19 protein-coding genes and 1 riboswitch are annotated in these 23,379 nt (G+C 48.5%); of the genes, 9 read left to right on the top strand and 10 right to left on the bottom strand.

Features of this window, described 5'->3' with window-relative positions; all coding sequences use genetic code 11:
• Positions 1 to 183: 183 nt before the first annotated feature.
• From BWI93_RS02705 to BWI93_RS02675, 7 genes are all read right to left on the bottom strand, one after another.
• Positions 184 to 1,311, bottom strand: a complete 1,128-nt coding sequence (locus BWI93_RS02705; protein ID WP_094808626.1) for a TlpA disulfide reductase family protein — start codon at positions 1,309 to 1,311, stop codon at positions 184 to 186.
• Between the two features lie 26 nt (positions 1,312 to 1,337).
• On the bottom strand, positions 1,338 to 2,690 hold the full coding sequence (locus BWI93_RS02700) for a RagB/SusD family nutrient uptake outer membrane protein (protein WP_158242801.1): 1,353 nt from the start codon (positions 2,688 to 2,690) through the stop codon (positions 1,338 to 1,340).
• A 13-nt stretch (positions 2,691 to 2,703) separates the two neighbouring features.
• Positions 2,704 to 6,051, bottom strand: coding sequence for a SusC/RagA family TonB-linked outer membrane protein (locus BWI93_RS02695; protein WP_094808624.1), 3,348 nt, complete (start codon positions 6,049 to 6,051; stop codon positions 2,704 to 2,706).
• Between the two features lie 196 nt (positions 6,052 to 6,247).
• A complete protein-coding gene (locus tag BWI93_RS02690; RefSeq protein WP_094808623.1) occupies positions 6,248 to 6,991 on the bottom strand; it encodes a FecR family protein in 744 nt (247 codons plus the stop codon).
• Between the two features lie 391 nt (positions 6,992 to 7,382).
• Positions 7,383 to 7,940: an RNA polymerase sigma factor gene (locus BWI93_RS02685; RefSeq protein WP_233207930.1), complete on the bottom strand. Its 558-nt coding sequence runs from the start codon at positions 7,938 to 7,940 to the stop codon at positions 7,383 to 7,385.
• A 311-nt stretch (positions 7,941 to 8,251) separates the two neighbouring features.
• Positions 8,252 to 9,232, bottom strand: a complete 981-nt coding sequence (locus BWI93_RS02680; RefSeq protein ID WP_094808633.1) for an aldo/keto reductase — start codon at positions 9,230 to 9,232, stop codon at positions 8,252 to 8,254.
• A gap of 130 nt (positions 9,233 to 9,362) precedes the next feature.
• Complete coding sequence (locus BWI93_RS02675) at positions 9,363 to 10,229, bottom strand: AraC family transcriptional regulator (RefSeq protein WP_094808621.1); 867 nt, start codon at positions 10,227 to 10,229, stop codon at positions 9,363 to 9,365.
• A gap of 312 nt (positions 10,230 to 10,541) precedes the next feature.
• Here BWI93_RS02675 and BWI93_RS02670 point away from each other — a divergent pair, with 312 nt between their 5' ends.
• From BWI93_RS02670 to BWI93_RS02655, 4 genes are all read left to right on the top strand, one after another.
• Complete coding sequence (locus tag BWI93_RS02670) at positions 10,542 to 11,168, top strand: hypothetical protein (RefSeq protein ID WP_094808620.1); 627 nt, start codon at positions 10,542 to 10,544, stop codon at positions 11,166 to 11,168.
• Between the two features lie 85 nt (positions 11,169 to 11,253).
• A complete protein-coding gene (locus BWI93_RS02665) occupies positions 11,254 to 12,237 on the top strand; it encodes a S8 family serine peptidase (protein ID WP_141217328.1) in 984 nt (327 codons plus the stop codon).
• A gap of 77 nt (positions 12,238 to 12,314) precedes the next feature.
• Positions 12,315 to 12,569, top strand: a complete 255-nt coding sequence (locus BWI93_RS02660; protein WP_094808618.1) for a hypothetical protein — start codon at positions 12,315 to 12,317, stop codon at positions 12,567 to 12,569.
• Between the two features lie 7 nt (positions 12,570 to 12,576).
• Positions 12,577 to 12,837: a hypothetical protein gene (locus BWI93_RS02655; RefSeq protein ID WP_094808617.1), complete on the top strand. Its 261-nt coding sequence runs from the start codon at positions 12,577 to 12,579 to the stop codon at positions 12,835 to 12,837.
• Positions 12,838 to 13,101: 264 nt separating this feature from the next.
• Here the strand turns inward: BWI93_RS02655 and BWI93_RS02650 are convergent, their stop codons facing one another.
• Both BWI93_RS02650 and BWI93_RS02645 read right to left on the bottom strand, forming a co-directional pair.
• Positions 13,102 to 13,443: a hypothetical protein gene (locus tag BWI93_RS02650; RefSeq protein ID WP_094808616.1), complete on the bottom strand. Its 342-nt coding sequence runs from the start codon at positions 13,441 to 13,443 to the stop codon at positions 13,102 to 13,104.
• Positions 13,419 to 13,850, bottom strand: a complete 432-nt coding sequence (locus BWI93_RS02645; RefSeq protein ID WP_094808615.1) for an alpha/beta fold hydrolase — start codon at positions 13,848 to 13,850, stop codon at positions 13,419 to 13,421. The genes BWI93_RS02650 and BWI93_RS02645 overlap by 25 nt, the downstream gene beginning before the upstream one ends.
• Before the next feature lie 121 nt (positions 13,851 to 13,971).
• Here BWI93_RS02645 and BWI93_RS02640 point away from each other — a divergent pair, with 121 nt between their 5' ends.
• From BWI93_RS02640 to BWI93_RS02630, 3 genes are all read left to right on the top strand, one after another.
• The gene (locus BWI93_RS02640) at positions 13,972 to 14,313 is read left to right on the top strand and encodes a helix-turn-helix domain-containing protein (protein WP_094808614.1); all 342 of its coding nucleotides are present in this window, start codon (positions 13,972 to 13,974) and stop codon (positions 14,311 to 14,313) included.
• Between the two features lie 301 nt (positions 14,314 to 14,614).
• Positions 14,615 to 14,874, top strand: a riboswitch (cobalamin riboswitch).
• 341 nt (positions 14,875 to 15,215) lie between these two features.
• Positions 15,216 to 17,408: a TonB-dependent receptor gene (locus BWI93_RS02635; protein WP_141217327.1), complete on the top strand. Its 2,193-nt coding sequence runs from the start codon at positions 15,216 to 15,218 to the stop codon at positions 17,406 to 17,408.
• Positions 17,409 to 17,454: 46 nt separating this feature from the next.
• On the top strand, positions 17,455 to 18,993 hold the full coding sequence (locus tag BWI93_RS02630; RefSeq protein WP_217902216.1) for a PepSY domain-containing protein: 1,539 nt from the start codon (positions 17,455 to 17,457) through the stop codon (positions 18,991 to 18,993).
• Between the two features lie 72 nt (positions 18,994 to 19,065).
• Here the strand turns inward: BWI93_RS02630 and BWI93_RS02625 are convergent, their stop codons facing one another.
• Positions 19,066 to 19,797 (bottom strand): DUF1080 domain-containing protein, encoded by a 732-nt coding sequence (locus tag BWI93_RS02625; RefSeq protein ID WP_233207918.1) that lies wholly within the window; start codon positions 19,795 to 19,797, stop codon positions 19,066 to 19,068.
• A gap of 406 nt (positions 19,798 to 20,203) precedes the next feature.
• Here BWI93_RS02625 and BWI93_RS02620 point away from each other — a divergent pair, with 406 nt between their 5' ends.
• The gene (locus BWI93_RS02620) at positions 20,204 to 21,163 is read left to right on the top strand and encodes a DUF4421 family protein (RefSeq protein ID WP_094808611.1); all 960 of its coding nucleotides are present in this window, start codon (positions 20,204 to 20,206) and stop codon (positions 21,161 to 21,163) included.
• Positions 21,164 to 22,580: 1,417 nt separating this feature from the next.
• Entirely contained in the window at positions 22,581 to 23,252 is a 672-nt protein-coding gene (locus BWI93_RS02615; protein WP_094808610.1) for a response regulator transcription factor, read from the top strand.
• Positions 23,253 to 23,379 lie beyond the last annotated feature (127 nt).

Here is a 23,379-nt window from a genome sequence, read left to right as displayed (position 1 = left end):
GTTCCCGACCAGATGCCAGAGGTGATTGAATTTCTCCTGAATACGGGGAGCAATTGCAATCGTTTCTATCGGTAAACTCATGATCTATTGCAAGTGGATGAAGTGTACGGGTAATGCCCCGCAGCCAAGTAATTCCGGGAAGAGTTTAGGTGTGTACTCTTCCCGGATATGACCCGGTACGGACTAATTCAACAATTCAGCAAGCTTCTTTTCCAGATCGGCTCCCCGCAGGTTTTTAGCGACAATCTTACCGTCTTTGTCCAGTAGGAAATTCGTCGGTACAACTTTCACCACGTATTTGGCTGCCGCCTCATTTTGCCAGCCCTTCAGATCCGATACGTGATCCCAGGTCAGTTTGTCCATGTCGATTGCCTTCATCCACGCGGCTTTTTTGGAGTCCAGCGATACGCCCAGGATGGTAAATCCTTTGTCACGGTACTTGTTATACGCCGCTACGACATTCGGGTTCTCCTTCCGGCAGGGGCCGCACCAGCTGGCCCAGAAATCGACCAGTACGTATTTACCCTTCAGGGAAGACAGGGCAATAGATTTTCCCGAAGTATCGGCCATGGAAAATTCGGGAGCCATTTTACCTAAACCAATCTTGGCCAGTTCGGTAGTCAGCGTTTTGATCTGTTTTCCGTAGTACGAATTCTGAACGGCTGGACTCATGCCCGCGTACAGGCCCGGCAGTTTTTCCGCTTCGGGTTCCATACTGTAATAGCTAATGGCTAAGAACGGGCTGATTACCGAGTTGGGATGCGTCTTGATAAAGGCCTGAGCTACGCTATCGGCTCGTTTGAACTGGTTTTGAACTTCCTTGGATTGAAGCTTCGCCAGACTATCGGGAAGGGCCTGTTTAGGGCCGGATCGAAAGGAAGCGTACTTCTTTTCAATGGCCTGTAACTGCGTGAAAACGACGGAATCGAGTTCGTGGCGGTGCTGTTTCCATTCCCGGGTTTCTTTGGATCCCTGAATCGTAGCTTTCGGAAGAGCGTCTTTAACGGCAGTTACCGTGGTAGGCACGCCCGGCATGATGAAAAAGGAAACAAATTGCTGACGGTTGGAAGCCAGTGAAAGGGAGGCCGTTCCTTCATGGGGCAGCGTACCTTTAAATGAAAATTTACCGTCTTTCGTAACAACCGAATCACGTCCGGATTCTTCACCTTTCGGGTAGTTGAAGTAAATCTTTTCGTTCGTCAAACCCTTGATCTCACCTTTGATGAGGTAGGTCGAAGCGGGTGCTTTTTGAGCAAAGGCGGCCGAGATACTCAAGAGCATCAAGCCAGCCAGCGTGGTCGCTTTTTTCATGATTTACGTTGGTTAGCAGTCGTTGATTAATAACCTGGGTTTTGCGTAAGTACCGGGTTTGCCTGAATCTGAACGGATGGAATGGGCATCAGTACGCCCGTTGCTTTCCAGCCGGGTTTGATCGGTGCCAGTACGGCATCGGCCTGATTGGTACGTTTGAGGTCGAACCAGCGGTGACCGAATTCACCGAAAAGCTCTACTTTACGTTCCTGTAAAATCGCTGCTAGCAAGGCACTTTGAGTAGTTGCGGTAGAAGCCGGCAGGCCAGCCCGATTGCGAACGATGTCGAGATCCGCTTTTGCTGTCGTGAACTGATTCAAATTTGCCTGTGCCTCAGCCCGAATCAGATACAGTTCGGCCAGTCGGAACATCACGTTGTTTTCGTTACCGGCGGTTGCCGTTTGAAGTTTGTATTTGTTGATCCGCTGGTATACGGTACTCCCAATGGTCATGGAATCGACCCATGCCGTACGACGCTTATCTCCCGCTTCGAACGAACGAACAAAGTTCGATTTCAACACAAAACCTGGAGCCACATTAGGATTGGATGTACGATAATTCGCCCCTAGTCTTGTGAAACCCAGTAAGGTAGCGGTCTGGAAAATCGTTTCGTTGCTATTGTTAATAAAAGTCGCAGAAAGATCTCCCAGGCTATATGTACCCGAACCAATCACTTCCGAAGCTTCCGCAGCGGCATTCGTGTAGTCTTTGGTGTATAGGTAGGCACGAGCTAACAATGCGGAAGCCGTATGTTTGTTGATTCGGGTACGTAAGCTACCTATGTATGCCGTCGGCAGGCTGGCTTTGGCGTCCTTCAAATCGGTAATAACCTGAGCCCAAACCTGAGCTGCCGGGGTTCGGGGAAGGCCGGCATTTAGAAACTCATCCGATGAAACCGTTAAAGGCACATCCCCGAAGTAATTTACCAAATGGAATAGTGCATAGGCACGCCAGAATTTGCTTTCGCCAAGCAACTGTTTTTTACCTGCCTCGGTCATGCCCTGTGATTTAGAAATACCCTCAATCGCCATGTTGGCCTGACGAATAAAACGATAGCCCTCAAACCAGATATTGTCGGAAACAAACGTATTCAGTGGAGAAACCGTACTACTTTCGAACTGCTCCAGATCCGGATTAGCAGGAGTGTATTCCAGTTCGTCGCTCAACAGTCCACCAAATACAGTCCAGTAGATAGTAGGGTTACTACGAATGGTAGAATACATATTTAATACCACACTGGTAGCTGAGGCATCAGAGCCAAAGGCATCATCTACCCCAATAACGGTGGGAGGATAATCAATGCTTACAAACTTCTCACATGAAGCAAGACTTAAGCCTGCCAATGTAATAAAGAGGGGAAAACGAAAGATAGATTTCATGGGAATATCCTGCTTAGAATGACACATTAAGACCTGCTACAATGGTACGGAGCTGAGGCATTGCCTGGAATTGGCCGGAACCCAACCCGGTGCCCGTACCGGGAAGTGAAGTTTCAGGATCAAGGATGTATTTTTGTTTGGCCCAGGTAAATAGGTTTTGCCCTTGTACATATACCGAAACTTTCGAAAGCTGAAGTGGCTGAATCAAGGCAGCAGGAAGGCTGTAGGACAGACTTACCGTACTGAGCTTAAGAAAAGAAGCGTCTCCCCAGAGAGCATTCGAGGAAGGGTAGTAGCCAAACGCGGATGAATAAAGCGTAGTAGCTGCTGGATAAACTCCGTTAGGGTTGCTCTCGGACCACCGGTTCAGAGCCGCCGTTGTTTTGTTTACCACACTATTACCTAAGGGGAAGCCGTATAAATCAGAAAAATTAAATTGATACCCCATTCGGTGGTTAAACCGCAGGAAGACATCCAACTGGAAATTCTTGTAGGAAAGTGAGTTATTGATACCACCAAAGAAGGGAGTTCCGATAGGAGCCATCACCCGATCTTTGCTGAAGTTAATGACGCCATCTCCATCCAGATCCTGTACGGTGGGCAAACCGTTGGCATCCAGACCCGTGTATTGGTAGAGGCGGGTTGCGTTGATGGGCTGGCCAATGGTATAAGAGCTGGAATTGAAAAGCTTTTGGGGATCGCCAATGGAAAGGAGCTTATTGCTCAGGAATGTAAAATTGATATTCGTTGACCATCGCAACGCAGCCGTAGCTACATTGATTGTATTCAGTTCAAATTCAAATCCCTTGTTTTGAATAACGGCATCCAGGTTACTCGAAAAGGAATTCACCCCTGACTGGGTAGGCATGTTGGTACTGGTCAGCTGATCACCCGAACGATTACGGAAGTAAGCAGATTTCAGCAGAATCCGATCCTGTAAGAAACCCATTTCGAGAGCTACTTCAAGTTTACGGGTCGTTTCCCAATGAAGCGTTGGATTCGGAATATTATAATTAATCAACGTAGCCGTTCCTGAATAAACATTATTGCTATTCGTTAGCTGGTAGGTAGGGAGATAGGCATAGTTAGGAATCTGATCATTACCCGTCAACCCGTAACTACTTCTGAGTTTAAGATAACTAAACCAGGGAAGCGTTTTCATGAACTCTTCCGAAGAAACCAGCCAAGCGGCTCCAATCGCCCCAAAGTTTCCAAAACGATGACTAGGGCCGAAGCGGGATGAACCATCCCGGCGGAAGGTTCCGTTAAGAATGTACTTATTGTCCCAGCTATAGTTTACCCGACCAAAAGCAGAAGTGTATCTATAGAGCGAATAATTATTTTGGGTAACGCTCATAGTACCCGCTCCGATTAACGATTTAAGCAGAGCATCATTGGTGTAATTACGGCCTTCAATGGATTGGCCCGTAGCATTTGAGTGTTGAAACGTTCCCCCAACCAGAATGTTAATTTGATTTTTTCCAAAAGCTTTGCGGTAGTCTGCCTGAGGCTCTACAATGTAAGATTCGTTTTTATTGTTCGCAAAAACGGACGAGCTAATGGGGTTATACAGCGGGTTTTGCGAACGAGCCGGATTAACCTGAATTTGATCGACACCTGTCAACGTATACCCATTGTTGATTTTTACGTCCAGGCCGGGGAAAATGGTATATTTTAAATTCAGTTGGGTAATGAAGTTCGTGCTTACGTTGTCAAATTCCTGCATCAGCAGACCTTCCGGATTTGAACCTCCGGTCCAGTTCAAGCTACCGTTCGCATTATACAGGGGATAGTTGGGAGCCAGATTATAGACGGAGGTAAGATCCGATCCAATCAGATTGTTCTTGAGGTGAGAATAAGAGGTCGTAAAATCAATTCTGAACTTCTGATTTGCCGTGGTATGACTACCAGCGAAACGGCCTGAAAGGGTAGTGGCTCCCAGGTTTCCGGGGAATACAGTGCCTTCTTTACGATATAAACCGCTGAATAAGAAAGAGTTGAAGGCGTTGCCTCCCGAGACCGATGCACTGGCATTCACAAATTGAGCCGTGCCGCCGAGGTATTTGCGTTGCCAATCTGTGTTCGCATTCTGATCCCACACGGTCAAATCGGGAGCGTTCGAACTATTGGGCGTCACCTTCGCCCGGGCAAAAGCTTCCTTTCGTAAGGAAAGGTATTGTTCCGTATTAAGCACAGGAACATAATAAGGCACTTTTCCCGCTCCGCTATTGACATTAACGTTGAATTGGGTTCTACCTGCTTTGCCCTTCTTCGTAGTAATTAAAATGACACCGTTCGATCCGCGTGAACCATAAATGGCCGTAGCATCCGCATCTTTCAGAACGTCGATCCGCTCAATATCTTCGGGGGGAATCAGGCTTAAAGGGCTTTGCTCCCCATTGGCACCGGAAATACCATAAGCATTCAGGTTGTCATTGGCAGGTTGTCCACCATTAAACAACGTAAACGGAACGCCATCGACCACGTATAGGGGAACCGTACCCGAAGACAGCGAACCCTGGCCGCGAATCTGAATACGGACGGAGCTGCCGGGCAAACCATTATTCTGCGTAATCTGAGCTCCTGCAATTCTACCCTGCAAGGCAACCAGCGGGTTGGAAATGGTCTGGACGGAAATGTCTTTAGCGGTAATTGAACTGACCGCACCCGTATTGTAGCGTTGCGTAGTCGTTCCGTACCCGATTACCACCACATCATTCAGGGAAGCGTCTTTTGGTTTCAGATCGACTTTCAGGTACGACTGCGTTCCCAGACCTACTTCACGGGTTTCATAGCCGACATAGCTGAAAATCAGCGTAACACCCGCATCCGGAGTCGTGATGCGGAATTCGCCCCGGTCATTCGTAACGGTGCCCTGGTTCGTGCCTTTCACCCGAACACTTACGCCAATCATCGGCTGCTCGGTATCGGCACTCAGTACCTGTCCGGAAATCTGCCGTTCTACCGTTGGGGCCGTTTCTGCCACCGGACTAACCGCTGGTTTGATGATAATGAGATTGGAGTTTGGCTGCGTAGTAAAACTCAAACCCAGTGGGTGGAGTACTTTGGCTAATACCTGATGTAAAGGTTCCTGTACGCTGGATAAAGTAACCTTCTGGTCGAGTTGAACCTGACTGCTACTGTAGACAAATCGAACGTTCGCCTGGGCTTGCAGTTGTTGCAGCAGTTGCTTTAACGTAAGGTTCTGAGCCGAAATCGTTACCGATCGCTTCAAAACCCCCTGAGCGTAGTTATCATGAGCGAAAGCCATACTGGCCAGCAAGAGTACAAAGACGCACTGATAGACCGTAAACCGCATAATTTGATAGATAAAGACTTGGGGAGTAGACTTTTTTAGCATTAATTTGGTCAGGTTTTATTGTTCGAATAAGACAAAGGGGACCCCGATCCGCTCAAAAAGCGGAAGCTTGACAAGTGCCGGGGCCTATCGGGTCAAGGGTGGTGGTGCACTCTTGACCCTTTTTTAATGAAAAAGCGGGGAGAAATTAGTTCATGCAGTAGATCGCTAAGGTAGTTAAAGTGAAAACAAAGGGGTGTTAATTACAGGATAAGCCCTTGAGCTCTACTTTCGAATCAGTAATCGCGTAGGTACCCCCAAACGTCTGGGTCAACACACCTAACGTATTTTCCAGGGATTGATCCGTCAGTTCAGCCGTGAACAGGCAGTTTTTCAAACGGGCCACATCATAGCTGATCTGTACATCAAACTTCTTTTCTATGCGGGCCAGTACTTCAGCCAGCGAGTTGTCATTAAAATCCATATTGTACTCGGTTCCCTGGCTATATTCCTGCTTTACGGGAGCGAATGCTGCAATATGCGTCGATTCAATTTTCTGCGTTTGCGGAGCGTAAATGGCCTTTTGACTAGGGGCCAGCGTTACCGTCTGGGCCGCTGTACTGACGGTAACTTTTCCCGTAAAGACAACGACTTCCGCCTGCTTATTCCGGCTTTTAATATTGAAACTGGTACCTAATACTTTTGTGGTCATTTGTCCCGCATGAATAATAAAGGGGAATTCCGGATTTTTCGCTACTTCAAATAAAGCCTCTCCGTGTAATCGAACTTCCCGAACGGCTCCGGTAAATCGGGAGGGGTATTCGAGGCGACTGGAATCTTTCAACCAAACCAGGCTTCCGTCGGGCAGAATGACCTTTTTGATCTGATGCAGGTCCGCGTACGCGATTTGTGGGACAACGCGAGACCGATTCCATTGCCAGAATCCAAGACCCACGGCCAGTAGCAGTACAATCGAGGCGGCAATCTGAAATTGGGATCGCAATAGCCGTCGAACGGGTTTTGCGGTTGAATTCGGTTATTCAGGGAACGCCGCATCCGGTTTTTAATCGCTTCCTGCTGAGCGGGCGAAATCTGATCAAACGAATGATCCGACAACGATTCCAACCATCGTTCGACGAGGGCGTATTCTTCCGGATTACATTGCCCGAGCTGATACTTGGTTAACAATTCATCGAATCTGGACTCGTTCATAAAAGTCAAAGGTTGGATACAATAGATTCTATGGTTTTATGAGGTATTGCCAAAAGCATATTTTACAATGCCTGTTTACTGTAATATCGCTTGGGGGGGCTTTTACGCACAGTCCAAATGAAATTTTTTCAAAATAAATGTAGTGAGGAAAAATCGAGGCCTTTAAGAATAGACAAAAAGCCTTACAGAGCCGCCGAAAAAAGGTAAGTGAACGCCCAGAAAACCAGTACATCACCTAACTGGAGCTTCAGGTGAGCGACCGCCCGGGAAAGGTAGTTTTCTACCGTTCGTTGGGAAATCTGGAGCTGGCTGGCAATCTCCAGGCTGCTGAGTTGCTGCTTGCGGCTCAGCCAGAATACTTCCTGGCATTTGTTGGGAAGCTCGGCGATGGCGGCTTCGATGCGTTGCTGCAAATCATCAACGGCCCAGCGTTCGTCCGTGGAATTGTCCATTTGCCCTTGGATGAAGTGAGCAAAATGCTCGGCAAAGACCGATTTGACTTTCTCGGAACGGAAATAAGAAACGAGCTGTCGCTTGAGAATACTAAACAGATACAGCGATAGCGAATCAGTAATGACGATGGATTGCCGATTTTCCCACAAAACAATAAAGACTTCCTGTACTAACTCTTCCGTATCCTCCTGCGAGCGAATGCGGTTATATACGTAGGCGTACAGTTTACTCCAGTACCGATCATATAGGGATGCAAACGCACTTTCATCCCCGTTTTGAAGACGTATAAGTAGTTCATGATCAGTATGGCTTCGCTCGTTTTGTATGGTGTTGCGGCGTTTTTAATCTATAAATATAGGCTGACACCGCTAATTTCTGCAAATTCTTTGGAGGAATGCTGATTGTCCGATAGGTTCTGTGGAAGCTTCACCCGTGACGTAAAATCCTTTTTATGATTCGTAGGAATGCTTTCGCCGGTTAGGGAAAAGACACTTGGGCGGGAAAGGCTGTGAAGACAACAACCCGGAAAAGCTATTGATTGGAAATAGCTTTTCGGGTTGCTAACTACATGAGTAACTGTTGGTTCGATACGTATCGATTACTGAAGCGTCCGCAGGCGGGCAATGTCTTCATCGGTTCGGTTGCCGTGAATTTCAATCTGAGCCAACGCCCTTTCGATTTCTGCGTATTCAGCATCCGTTAAGACGACTGCGGCGGCTCCGAAGTTTTCCTCCATCCGATGCACCTTTCGCGAGCCCGGAATGGGTACAATAAAAGGCTTTTTATGGAGCATCCAGGCCAGGGAAATCTGGGCGGGCGTGGCCTGTTTATCCGCCGCCACCTGATGTAGCAGATCCAGCAATGGTTGATTCGCCACGATATTATCCTTGTCGAAACGCGTAATGACCCGACGGGCATCCATGCCGGTATATTCGGCTTCGGGTTTGACTTGGCCGGACAAAAATCCGTTGGCCAGGGGGGAGAAGGGGACGAAACCAATGCCCAATGCTTCGCATACGGGAATAACGTCCGGTTCAAACTTCCGCTCCATCATCGAGTACTCACTCTGAATGGCCGTCAGAGGGGTGATGGCGTGAGCCCGCCGGATTTCTTCGACTGTAGCCTGCGACTGACCCCAACCCCGTATTTTTCCTTCCTGGATGAATTCGCCCATGCAGTACGCAATGTCTTCCACCGGAATATCTTTATTGATGCGGTGCTGGTAGTACAATTCGACGTGATCCGTACCCAATCGCTTGAGGGAAGCTTCCAGACGGTTGCGTAACGCCTGCATCAAACGTTCCCGGGAATGGCCTTCCCAGTCTTTCTGCAGTAAAAACTTGGTTGCGATTGCCACCTGATTACGCAGGGGTTGCAAGGCTTCGCCAACCAGTCGCTCATTGGCTCCCATGGCGTAAATTTCAGCGGTATCGAAGAAAGTACAGCCCAGTTCAAAAGCCCGGCGAATCAGCTGGATCGCTTCTTGCGGGGCCGGGGCTGAACCATAGCCCATGCTCAAGCCCATACAGCCATAGCCAATGGCGGATACTTCCAATCGGTTTAGTGTTCTCTTTTCCATGATTTTCATTGACTTATCGTTCAATAGCAAGGGCTCGTAGGTGGGCTTCCCTGCTACTAGTTTGATAGGACAAATCTCCATTTAAAAGGGAGGAAATGAATAAAGAGAATCAAACCGAAAAGTATGATTTTCAAACTTTACGCGTTCGAAGGAGATTAGGCGTACGGCCGGTGATTCGTTTAAAGTAATTGTGAAAGTAGGTGGGGTATTCAAACCCGAGGCTGTACGCAATGTCCGCGACACTCCAGTCCGTGTGTTGTAAAAGGGCTTTGGCTTCCGCCGTGATTCGCTCGGCCAGGTGGACGGAAGTCGGCTTTCCAGTACTTTCCTTAACGGAACGATTAAGGTAGTTGACGTGTACCGAGAGGGCTTCGGCAAAATCCTGAGGCGTTCGGAAACGAAGCGGACTAACGGGACTTTCAATAGGGAACTGCCTTTCCAGCAGATCCAGAAAAAGCTGGGTCAGCCGCGTAGCTCCGTTCTTGGTTGAAAGCGTAGGCAGGGGCGGCTGAATGCGTAAAGCTTCCCGTAAAATCAGCTCCAGACAGGTTTTCAACAAGTCTTCCTTGTATTCGTAATCGCTGGTATAAACGGATCGCATTTTTTGAAATAGACTGCTCATGAATTCCGTCTGCTCAGAACTAAGCGAAAGAACGGGCGAACCATCGAACCGAAACAAGGGTGAGTGCTGGAGCAATTCCGTACGTTCCCGACCCGCCAGAAAAGTTTCCGTAAAGACGCAGGCGAATCCCTTTCGTTCCGTGCGGTGTTCTACCGCATGAGGCACCCGGGGGTTGAGCAGAATGAGGTTACTGCCGCTCAGATCGATCTTTTGTCCGCCGTAATTCAGCGTCATTTCCCCGCTGATCAAAACGATTTTATAAAAATCCCGCCGACCATGGGGTTGGGCAGGGTTGGCCACTCCGGCTATTGGGTAGACTTTAAAACCTTTGAAGTCTGTCGTAGTCGGGGTGGGTGAGGTCGAGGAAATGTTCATCCGGCAAAGGTAATAAAATCAAACCTTACCATTCGCTTCGCTGTGAATCAATAGAATGCGGTTTGAATCTTCTATTACAGCTTTTGCCGTACCTGTTCTCCTCACAAAAGCTGTATCAAACACCGGCAGGTAGAGAAAGCAAGTAATGCCCCTACTGAAAAGGACACTCCCTTTCGTACGCATTTCATATTCCTGAAAAGCAGGAGCGATGGTGTTACCATCCGTGGGTGCGGTTGCGACTAAGAGTTTGATTTTGCCAGCAAGTGTTTACAAGTCTGATACTATTCTTCAACCTTTTAACCTGTTTAACTGATGGCTAAAACAACCAAGCCTTTCCCGGGCGAACCGCCGACTGCCGGCGGCCCGGAAGGTCCGCAACGGACGCAGGTAGTCGTGATTGTCCGGCCCAGTTTCTCGCCGGAGCAGGGAGCCACCCTATTGGCGAATACCCCGGCAGCAGAATCCGTATCGTTCCGGCCTTTGTTCAACGATACCCCCGCAAGGCTATCCACCTTGGAAACCTCCGCGGAATCCGCTCCTGATTTAAGCGTATACTACGTTACGGAAGTGCCCGCTGAGCAGGCAGACCCTCTGATTCAGTCCTTATTGCAACGGGAAGAAGTTGAGGGAGCTTACGTACAGCCGCAGGCCACGTTGCCTTTCATTGAAACAGCGGTACGGTCCGCCGCTCCGGATCCTTCCGTACCGGTTACCCCTAGTTTTGTCGATCGACAGGGCTATTTGCAGGCATCGCCCCAGGGCGTTGATGCAGTGTTTGCTTGGACGTATCCGGGTGGACGGGGAGCGAATGTGCAGGTGATCGACATTGAAGGGGCTGGAATTTTACGCACGAAGATCTGGCTCAGAACTCGGGCGGATTACTCAGCGGCGTACAGCGAGCCGATTGGCAAAACCACGGAACAGCCGTACTGGGTGTAATCGGTGGAGATACCAATACGATTGGGGTAACGGGCATTAGCCGGATGCTAACCTGCGGGCTATTTCGGTGTACCGGGATGCGGCCATGACCTATAACCTACCCCAGGTGATCCAGCTGGCAGCCGATAGCCTCCGGCCGGGAGACATCATCCTGATTGAACAGCAGTATTCGCACCCAACCCTGGGCCTTACGACCGTGGAATGGTGGCCTGCCGATTTTGACGCCATTCGCTATGCCGTCAGTCGGGGTGTCATTGTGGTCGAAGCTGCCGGCAATGGCAACAACAACCTCGATGCGGCGGGCTATAATACGGCTTTGACGGGTTTTCCGGCGACCTGGCGGAATCCGTTTAACCGGGCCAACCGGGACTCGGGGGCCGTGGTAGTAGGAGCAGGAAATCCGCCTCCCGGTACGCACGGACGCAACGCCGAGACGGGTAGTGGAGAAGTATACACCGACCGGGCACGCTGCAATTTTTCCAACTTTGGTTCCATGATCGACGTGCAGGGATGGGGTTGGGAAGTGACGACCACGGGGTACGGGGATTTACAGGGAGGACCCGAAAACGAACAGTATACCGATACGTTCAACGGTACGTCGAGTGCTTCGCCGATCGTTGTCGGAACCCTGGCCTGTTTGCAGGGCATTCTTCGGGCTTACGGTCGCATCCCGCTGACGCCCGCCCGGGCCCGGGAAGTACTCCGCACGACGGGTTCTCCCCAACAGGCCGCAACCGGACGTCCGCTCACGCAACGGATCGGTAATCGTCCCAACTTACGCCAGTTGATTCCGCTCGTCTTACAAACCAATACCTGGTCGGGCGTGCAGTTTACGGGCAGTTTGGGGGCCAATGCTACAGGTCGCTGGTATACGTTCAATTGGCCCGCTCACTGGCACGTCGTATGGACGGCCGTTCCTACTACGCCGGTACCCGGTGCTCCGCAGCTTAAAATCAAAACGCAGGTAGAGCGGGCTTCGGATGGCTTCATTACCTATTGGCTCAATGTAACCAATCTCAGTAACCGGCCCCTGAATTTTGAAGGGAGGTTTACGGTACTGGGCTGGTAGTCTCAACCTGCTGAAACAATGGGGTCTGATAACCCGGATACAAATTTTTCTTAACCTTATTTCAAACCTTCACGATCATGAGAGTTGGTGTTCAATTTACGGGTACGGTAGCGGCCAATGCCTCCGCCCAGTGGTATACGTTCAACTGGCCGGCTAGCTGGCACGTCATCTGGCATGTGGTACCTACGTCACCACGGACTGGAGCCCCCCAGGTGGAATGGGAAACCCGCGTAGAACGGGCTAACGCCACGTACGTAACCTATTGGGTATTAATCAAAAATCTGACCAACGTACCCGTCAATATCGAGGCCCGGTACGCGGTTTTGAACTAGCATCGCCATGAAAATAACCATTGAAGTAGATCCCAAAACCGAAGTCGTTCCCGGCTCAGTAACGTCGGACTCAACGCCGAGTTACGCCGGCGGAGAGCCCCAGGGAACAGATCCCGCGAGCAGTAATACCGGTACGACTACGACCTCGGGCGACCAGCCAGCCGGGGAACCTCCCGTCTGGCTATTGGAGGCCATTGAAAACGCTCCCCGTCCGTCAACTGCGGAGGAGCCGATGGGGACCTCTGCGGGTACAGTCCGACTCGACTAAATTAGCGTTTTTGCGGATAGTACCTGAGTTTTTCAACGATTCTGTATGGTTCTTAGAATTCTGTCGAGAGCCGTAGGTTCGATCGGTTGGGCAGGAATGGATTGCATCCGTTCCTGCCCTCGTCGTTTAATAAAACACAACCTAAGACTCGATCTCTGAAAGGTTTTCCGGAGTACTTGACTCCTATATATTCCTGAGGAATTGAAGGAAATGCTTCATAACTGATTAATACTCAAGATACAGTTACGAACGAATCCTCAGCCATTACTTCCCCAGTACCAGCTCCAGTTTTTTTACCAGATTTTCGGGTTGTTCCCGCATGGAGTAATGGCCGCCTTCGAAGGGGTAAATCTTCCAGTTTCTGGCCCTGGCCCGACTTAGGCCCATGGCGTCCGTATGGCTATCACTTTTGCCGTTTTTCGTCATGACAATGAAAGCAGTTGGAATGTATTTAACCCGTGGATTGCTAATTCTTAGCGGCTCCGTATAAGTTTTAATGGGCTGAGGTACGTCCATGGGCGGCGTGGGTTTGGTAGGACCGAAGGGATAGGTCATCACGCTGTCTTTGATGTGCGATACCATCAGGCGTCCCAGATCGGACCACACACATCCCTGGCACTTTCCCCATCATTGGGTACCATTGCGTCCAGGTACACGAGTTGACGGATGCGGTCGGGTACCTGCTCCGCCACGCCCGCTATGACCATGCCGCCGTAACTATGTCCGACGAGAATTACGTTGTGCAGGTCTTCAAACCGGATCACATTGACAATATCGGAGATGTATGTACTGAGGTTGACGTTGGCATTGGACAAATGCACGCGTTCGCCCAAACCCGTAAGCGTTGGTCGGTAGACTTTATCCCCTTTAGCCGTTAGTAAGGCATCCACTTTAGCGTAATCCCATCCACCCGACCAGGCCCCGTGCACGAGCAGAAAGGTTCGTGGCGTACGTGACTGGGCCAGACTGACGGTGGATACTAGAAACGCGAGTAGAAAAAACAGATTTTTCATGAATGATCTTGTTCAATAATGTGAATGCGACAAAACTAGCTACATTCACTTTCGAAAAGATAGCTGTTACCTGTGGGTAAGTAGTTACCTGGGAGTAAGTACGTATGAACCATTACCAAACATGAAAAGCACCGAACCCGCTTGCCAGTATGAATTGAAAGTAGCCAAAGATGCCATGGAAGTCATTCAGGGCAAATGGCGGATTCCCATTATCATCTCCCTGACGTATGGCAACAAACGCTTCGGTGAAATCCAGCGGGATATTCCGGAGATCTCGCCCAAAATGCTTTCGCAGGAACTAAAGGCACTGGAAGAAAATCAGCTCATTACCCGTACGCTGTATGATAGTATGCCCGTCACGGTAGAATACGCTCTGACCCCTCTGGGCCTGTCCATGAAAGACCTGTTGGTCGAATTACGCAACTGGGGGAAGCATTTCAGAAAAGAGATTGTGGGCAAATAAGAAGCGTTACCTTCACTTCTATACTGAATCGTCTCTACCAATCCTTGGAGTCAGGGACGGGTTTAAGAGCTGAAAACAGGAGCGACACTGAAATGGCTGCAAACGCCTAAATTAGCCGCTCGGCGGGTAAAACGATAGAAGCCTTCCTATTGACTTTCCTCTTTTGCAGGGCCTGGCTAAACCGTAGTTAATCGGGCTAAACCTGAGTAAGGTTGAACAAGGACATTAGGTAATGTTACCTCTTCCTTCTTTAATCTATCATTTTTAGCCTACCTTCGCGGCCTCATTCAAGTTCTTTACTTCTTATTCCACGGAAAAAGGTTCTGTCGAAAGACAGATTAATAGGGAATCGTGTGTAAATCACGAGCTGTCGTGCAACTGTAAGTTCTACGCAGTTTGCGGTTGACCGTTTCCGTTTTCAATACTTGTATAATTGAAAACTGTAAACGGAAAACTGTACACTGCACACGTTTCAGACAACTGAGCCACTGTATCATTCGGTATGGGAAGGCGTCTGAAATGGAACAAGTCAGGAGACCTGCCTTTTTCTTAGCTGATCATGCTTTCACGGTTTAGAGCGTTATCAAGGGGAGCTTTGCTTTGTTGTAGGGGCACCACTGTGCCGATATGCGTATGCCCGTGCGTAAGCTTTCCTGATTTCCTCTGTATTCCTGTCTCATCATTAGCGAGAACGCAAGCGAAGAACTTTTAACCTTTTAGTTAAAAGTTATGCTCCCCATTTCTACTTCACGATTAAGTAGCAAAGCCCTTTTTACCACCTGGGTACTCCTCTGCGGTGTACTCTTAAAGGCATTCCCGCAACACAAAAACGGTTCGCTGGAAGGGCGAATTGAAACGGAAACCCAGGAACCCATACCCGGCATTTCTATTCGTCTGGACCTATGGGCCTGGGAGCAATCACCCAGGCCGACGGCAGTTTTAAGTTGCAGGCAATTCCGGCGGGAGCGTATACCCTCACGCTGAGCGGTATCGGGTACGAAGTGCGTCAGGTTCAGGTACAGGTCAAAGCCGGCGAAACCCTGCCCCTGCATTATCAGCTTAACCAGAAAACCCACGAGCTTTCGGTCGTGACGGTAACCAGTCAGCGAAACCGCTCCTTTTCGGCGATTAACAAAATCGATGTTCCGCTGCGGGATCTGCCTTTGTCTACCAGCTCGGTCAGCTCAAAAACCATCGAGCAACGCGGCATTGATGATCTGGGGGATGCCATGAAAAATACTACGGGCGTTCGTTCCAACAACACCTACGGCGGTTTTCAGCACTTCACCATTCGCGGGTTCAGCAATTTCGTGGTACTGATGGATGGCGTTCGGGATGAGCGACATAACATTTCCACCAGTGCCCCCAACACGAATTTAGCCAACGTCGAACGCATCGAAGTACTGAAAGGCCCGGCTTCCGTCCTCTTTGGGCACTCGGCTCTGGGTGGTATCATCAACATCGTGCGGAAACAGCCTACGGCCGATTTCAGGGCTAATTTTTCCGCGACTTACGGGAGTTTCAATACCCGTCGGATGCGGGCTGGTGCGGGTGGTTCGATCAACCCGAAGCTTCGGTACCGGATGGATTTCGGGGTGTCGAATACCGATGGTTTCCGGCAGGCGGGTATCTCTACTAACAATGCCTACGTGGCCCTGGAATATACACCCACCCGCAAGGACTACTTTTATTTGTCGTTAGGAGCCAATAAAGATGTGTACCGCACGGATTCGGGTATTCCCGTTTTGGCGGGCGGCGTGCTGGTTCCCGGCATGGATCTAATGACGCGTTACAACGACCCCGCTGATTTTTTAAAGCATACGCGAACGGATGTTCAGTTTCGCTACGTGCGGCAGCTTATGGCCAACCTGAAACTTTCCAATCAGCTCTCGTATTCGGACGATAACATCGATTATTTTTCAACGGAAGAACTGACGCTCAATACCCGGCGGGATTCCATTACCCGCTCGTTTCCCTACTACTTCAATCACCTCACCAAGCCCTTACAAAATCAGCTGGAGCTGACCTACGATCTCAACACCGCCAAGGTTTCGCAGAAGATTTTGCTGGGGTATTCGCTTAGCGTACTGGACCGTAAAACGTATAACGGTACGATTTTTGGTCCCGGCAAAGGAGCAACCATTCCCGTACAAAACCCGATTGAAAACCAGGGATATATCGATTACTACGATACCTATTACCGGGCTACGGATGAAACGGTACACGGAATATACTTACAGGATTTCATCCGGTTTTCCGAGAAAATCAAGGCATTAGTCGGGTTGCGTTACGATGTATTCAAAGGCGAATATTACACCGATCAGGTGGACAAAGACCGCCGGGTAACCAACTACGGAGCGAAATCAACCATAGCCCGGAATGCCCTGACCTATCGGCTGGGCCTAGTCTATCAGCCCATTGAACCTTTATCCGTTTACGCCTCGTACTCAACGTATTTCAAACCCTCTCGCCGGGTAGCTCCAAATGGGGAGACGTTCGATCCAGAAACGGGTTATCAGGCTGAAGTGGGCTCCCGACTGGAGCTGTCATCAAAATTTGCCGCTTCGGCTTCGGTGTACTACATGCGAAAAGACAATCAGGTGGAAGGTCTGCCCGGTGGCGTGTTCAAACGCGTAGGTTCGGCGGAATCGAGAGGCTTCGAAGTGGAGGCTCAGGGCAATCCCGTCGCGGGCCTTGATTTGACGGTGGGTTATACCTTCACCAAAGCCCAGTATTTACCCTACGCCAGTGCGGAGGTAAACCCCGTGGCGGGTAAAACGGCGGTACTGGCTCCGAAGCATCTGGTAAATGCCTGGCTAAACTACACGGTTCAGCAAAAAACCTTGAAAGGGCTGAATGCCGGGGTGGGCTTCAACTATCAAAGCGAAGCCTTCGCCAACTCGGCGAATACGTACGTTTTGCCGTCCTATCGAACCGTCGATGTGGCCCTTGGGTATCAGCTGAACCGCGTGGGCATTCGGGCGAATGTGAATAACCTGTTTAACGAACGCTATTTCACCAACGTGATCTTAACCCGGCAGTTTTATCCCGGAGCCACCCGTAATTACCTGCTGACGCTTAGTTACCAACTTTAACCTTTCAGCCGCGGACTTTTGGAGTCTGCGGCTTTGTATATCTTTCGTGAAAACAGTCATTAAAGCCATTCGGCTCGTTCATCGCTACCTGGGATTTGCCTTGAGTCTACTGTTTCTGGTCTGGTTTCTGTCGGGACTGATGATGATGTACGTGTCGTATCCGACGCTCAAATCACACCAGAAGCTGCAACAAACGCCTCCGATTGATTTGACAACCTGCCTGTTAACGCCGGCAGAAGCGATTACTAGAGCAGGAGTAACGGATTCCATCAAATCCATTCGCTTAGGTATGGTACTGAATCGGCCCGTATATCGGATCGTTACCCTACAAAACCGCCAGCTTAGTATCTACGCGGATAACCCGGCTATTTTGCCCTATGCCAGTGAAAGCTTTGCTCGTCAATTGGCTCAGCACTGGTCCCATGCGGGGGTACAGCAGGTTGAAAAATTAACAGAGATCGATCAGTGGATGGCGGCCCACCGCTCACAGGGCTACCTGCCCGAAGTATATCGAATGCAAATGGGCAACGAAGCGGGGACTTATGTGTATGTGTCTCCTTTTTCAAACGAAGTCGTTCAACAGGTTACGGCCCGGCAACGGTTGCTAGCCTGGCTGGGACCGATTCCGCACTGGATTTATCCGACGTTCCTCATCCGTAACCGACCCGTCTGGAGTCAGATAGTCATCTGGGTTTCCATAATCGGAACCCTGATGTGTCTGGCAGGATTGGCGATGGGCTTCATTCGCTACCAACGTAAACGGCCCGAATCGCTGGCGTTTAGTCCGTACAAGAAACGCTGGTTCCGCTGGCATCATTACACGGGTTTTATCTTTGGGCTTTTCGCGTTTACCTGGGTATTGAGCGGCTTGTTTTCCATGAGCCCTTTCAACTGGACACCCTCCGCCCGCCTTTCATCGCAAGCAACCGAACGCTGGATGGGTGGCCCGCTAAACCTGACCTTATTTAAAGTAAGTCCGGCGGCGGCTTATCAGAAGTTGTCGCGGGAACTGGTACTCAAAGAGATACAATTAATTCAGTGGAACGGCAGACCTTACTACCTGGCTCTGCAGGACGATCATCACACGCGTGTACTGGCGGCGGATGAAGTCGAAGCCAATCCGTTTCAGACCTTTGAAACTCAGGCAATCGAAGAAGCAATTCGGAAACTGGAACCGAAGGTAGCGGTGCTGGAATCGAAAGTCCTGGACCGTTATGACGCGTACTACTACGCGAAGAACGGCGAAAAACGTTTGCCCGTGTTACGAACCAAACTCGACACCCCCGAGCAAATCTGGTATTACGTGGATTTAAAAACGAGTCAGGTGGTATCTAAACACCAGACATTAACACGTGTCGAACGCTGGCTGTATCACGGGTTACACAGTCTGGACTTTGACTTTTTATTAAATCGAAGACCGCTTTGGGATATTACCCTGATCGTTTTATTACTCGGAGGAACCGCTACCAGCAGTACGGGCCTGGTACTAACCTGGCAGTGGCTGCGACGGAAAAAAGCTATGAAACGAAAGCAAACAACCGTCCGAAAAGGGGCTATCCAGCCCGTTTCCGAACGGTTGAAATGAAGGGTGACCGGAAAGAATAGTGAGTCACAGTACCCTGATTGAAAGAAGAGTAAGAAGACCGTTCAAGTCCTTTTACTCTTCTTTTAGTTTAAGGTTACGAAATGAAATCCCCTGCATCCAGTCCTGCAAGGCCAGGTGTCCTTTGGTAGCCTTGCCAAAAGCCGGGAAGTGTTGAAAATTCGTGTTTTTAATTTTTTGTTTCCATTCCGACGTAGTCAAATCCTGTTCGGCGGTTAAGACGCCGTTGAGGTAGAATTCGATTTTACCGTTTTTCTGCTTGATTTCGGATTGATTCCACTCACCCACGGGTTTGGTTACGGCTTCGTTTTTCTGGGGAGCAAATCCGTACAGACAACCCGCTCGTTTTTTCGGATCAGCGTTATAATCATAATGCGAAGGTTCCAGCAGTTGGTACTCCGGCCCCGAAGCCCAGGCGGTGGGAATGTCCTTGCGTTCAACCACATTGATAAAGACGCCACTGTTGCCAGCCTTGGAGATTTTCCATTCAAACTTCAAATCAAAATTACTGTACGTTTGATCAGTGACCAGGTCGCCGTGCTCCAAAGTTGATCCCGTACCGTTCGGAACACACTGTAGTTCACCCTTGTCCACCCGCCACACGGAAGGTTTGTTTCCCTGATTATAGAGATGCCAGCCCTGAAGCGTTTTGCCGTCGAACAACAGCTTCCAGCCCTCTTTTTTTTCCTGAGCAGAAAGTTGATTAACGGCTGGAACGTCCTCCGAAAACGCGGTAAGGATCAGTGAAGCGATACTGGCATAGGCCATCAGTGCTAAAAGTCGCATGTGCATAAAGGATTTATTCCGAATAAGATACTCCGGCAATCTAGCAAAGAAATTTGGCTTGTACAGGGGCAATGATCGAATACGTAGACGGAAGGAGCGGGCTGAAAGACCACAAAAGAAGCTGGTTTTGGAAAGCCCCTCGTCGGGACCAACTGCCTACGTGTACGACCAGTCCATGTTATAGAGCAGACTCGAATACCTGCCATCGGGACGCTTAGCAATGATCTTGTTTTGTTCTTTTCCGAATGTACTATATTCAAAAAATGAACAACTCGGAATGCTGCCCGTTGTAGTCCTTACATGGCTTGAATCGTTAGATCGCTGGTAATCGGTGGAGGGGATCCGTAGTTGAACGTATGAACTGAAGAAAGCGGTATAAAAGCACTATTTGTTGGTGATTACTACAATGAAAAAGTATGGTTTGTTGATCGGGTGTTTGGTCATGCAGGTATTAATGGCTGCGGCACAAGCCGTCGATACCACCTATATCCGACCTTTTTCGAAACCGAATACCCTTGAGGTCTACTCTGGTCTGTATAACATCAACTTCGATTTTTCGGATCGGTATTTTCAGAAGAATGACTTTCAGTTGCGGGTCAACCGGAGTGCGACGCTAGGGGCGGACCTGACCTATAAATGGCTGTACGTACAGTATGCCTTCAACCTGCCCGGCACGATGCTGGATAATCAGGCCCAATTCAATTACCGGCAACTAAAGGTCAGACTAGGCAACCGCAAATGGATTGTGCAGCCTTTCTACCAGTTTTACAACGGCTTGCTGATTCCCGAAGGCAAACACCGGGGGTTCGAAATTTTTCGCGGCATTACTTTTGAAAGTGCGGGAGCAGAAGTGATGTATTATGTTCATTCCCGTCAGTTCTCTCCGAAAGCCGCCTATGCTTTTTCCGAGCAGCAACGCCGTTCGTCGGGCTCGGCTTTTGTTACGGCGACGGGTCTGTGGCACGCGATCCGTTGGCCTGTTCCCTCGCCCGATTTAATCGAAGATCCCGGCACGTTTACCCTGTTATCCCGAAATCCGGCCTGGGTATCACTCCTGCTGAAGGGCGGGTACGCGTACAACCTGGTCATCCATAACTGGCTCATTGCACCTTCGGCTTCGATTGGCGTTGGAGGCTTGAAAGAAACGCAGGTAAAAGGAATGGCAATCAGGTCAGTAACTCAATTGCAGGGGAACCTGAATGCGGGTTACAACGGCAGTAACTGGTATACGTATCTAAGCGGCTCCTGGACCAATCTAAATACGAAGTTGCTCATCAAGGATATGCAACGCGTCAGCTGGACGCTTACCGCCACGGCGGGTTTTCGCTTCCGATCCAGTCGAAAGAAAATGCTTTCCATTCTGTAAGCGGTCGCAGTTGTTGATTAACGTGAGAATCCGATAGCGTAGCTGAGGGGAGTTGGGTATGATTCGATCACTAAGGATCTTACATCAACCCGTTAATTTGTGGTGAGATGAGGAAGCGTAGGTAAAAACCTTCAGATCCTACTGGTTGAGCTGTTCGTACAGGGCTGTGCGAAATGGGCCGTTTACGACAAACGGTTGAAGTACATGAGCGTGAACCCAGGGAGAGAGAAAGATGAACCAGTATAAAGAAATTTGAAGGCGGAGCCGGATTACTCGTACCACTGCAAAGGGTACGATTTACAAAGGCCGGAATCACCGAATCTGTAACCGCATACATCCAGAGGACTCCGTAGCGAACTTTGGCTGAGACCAGCTATTCACCGTTGTAGGTTGCCAAAAGAAGATAGTTTCGACCTGGTTGACTGCACTAACACACCCTTCTCCGAATACTACCTGAGTTAATTTAACGTATACTTAAAATCGTTAGAAACATTTCGTATTGACTCATGACCAATCATCCTATGCTTTGCTTCTGGAACAGGCGAAGTTCGGCATCCACCCCTTGGTTCTGGAAGAGGTTCATGAAAACGTCTTAATGGGTCTCAAAGGTCTGATTCACTGCAAATAAAGAAATGAGCGGTAGAGAAAACGAACGGTGATTGAACCTGCAAAGCAATCGTTAAAAACAAAAGTGGATTGAGAATAAAAAGAACAATGAAGATTTTAATACAGAAGATGGTCTGGAGATTCTCTGCTTCAACGGATCTTAAATAATAAGTTTTTATAAAAAAAGTATTTAATGGTTTGGTGATTATAAAATATTAATTTCAGTATCCGTAAAATAATTAATTAGAAAAGGATAGGCATGTAGCAAATATTTAAAAAACAAGTAGTAATACATTTATGTAATTGTAGTAATAATTACTACAAACCTTGAATTTATAAGTTAAAACGCAGAGTTGATAATCAGGTATTTATGCATTATTTGCTAAAATTAACTCATATATAAAAAAGAAAAAACCAAGAGTGGTATTTCGCTCAGGATTAGTAGTCTGGTTCAAAAATCAGTTCTAGTGATAGATGCAAGCAGTTGATTATTAGTATGTTAACTTAGTATGTGTGATTTTGTAAGCAAGAGATTTGTAGAAATATGAAAATGTATCAACCAGTCATGTAAAGCTGTGATATCTAAAAAGTAATGCTTAAGATAAGAACTATAAAGTATACCTGTAAAGTAACTTGCTGTTTGATGCTACGGTAATTACCGAGATTTGTAAAGCGGGAATTCAATCAATAAATGCAAAAGCTGAAAGCAACGACAGGATTTGGTATAGAGTCGTTTAATAATTTTATGAGATAAATTACTTCCATTCATGTGTAGATTTAAGCTCAAACTTAAACTATTCATGTCATACGTATGTCAACGAAAAATGTACTTATTTGCGAAGATCATCCCGTTGTTAATTTTGGGATGAAGATGCTTTTAGAGGTAAATTTTTCTGAATTTACTCTTTATCAAAGCTTTACTTACCTGGAAGCTTTAGACTATTTTAACAAGATGCCCATCGACTTGTTGATTTTAGACCTTAATATACCGGGCGGAAATTCTATTAAAATGCTGGATTCTTTTCTACGTAAGCAGCCCAATGTCCGTATTCTGATTTTTTCAGCTTATGATGAAAAAATATACGCCATTCCCTGTTTAAGATCTGGAGCGAAAGGGTACATCAGCAAAGACGCCCACAAGGATGAAGTAATTCAGGCCGTACACACCGTTAGCAGGAATGAAAAATACCTTAGTCCCGGAATGAAGCAGATGAGTATTGACAAGCTAATCAATCAGCTGTTTTTGCCTTCCAATCCCATTGAAAACCTTTCAGTGCGTGAAAAAGAAGTATTGCATTACATTGTGGAAGGTTTCAAGCCTACCCAGATAGCCAATCTACTGAATTTGCACATTTCTTCCATCAGCACAATCAAAACCAGATTGTACAGGAAGCTGGGTGTAGATAGTCTGGCTTCACTTTTTCAGGCCGTGCAGCTTATTCAGGATACGCACCAGGAGAAGCCCAATGATCGCCCCTTCTAGCAGGATCCAGGCATTGGCTGGCCTGATGAAAAATGTCTATTGATTCAGAAAGTAATACTGAATGATAAAAATGGTGTAGGCTAGCTAAAATTTTCCAACAATGTATTGGCGAAAAATGCGGTAGTGG

Origin of the sequence: Siphonobacter sp. BAB-5385, from assembly GCF_002261125.1 — a bacterium.
Taxonomy (GTDB): Bacteria; Bacteroidota; Bacteroidia; order Cytophagales; family Spirosomataceae; genus Siphonobacter.
This window is presented reverse-complemented; position numbering and strand designations above follow the sequence as displayed.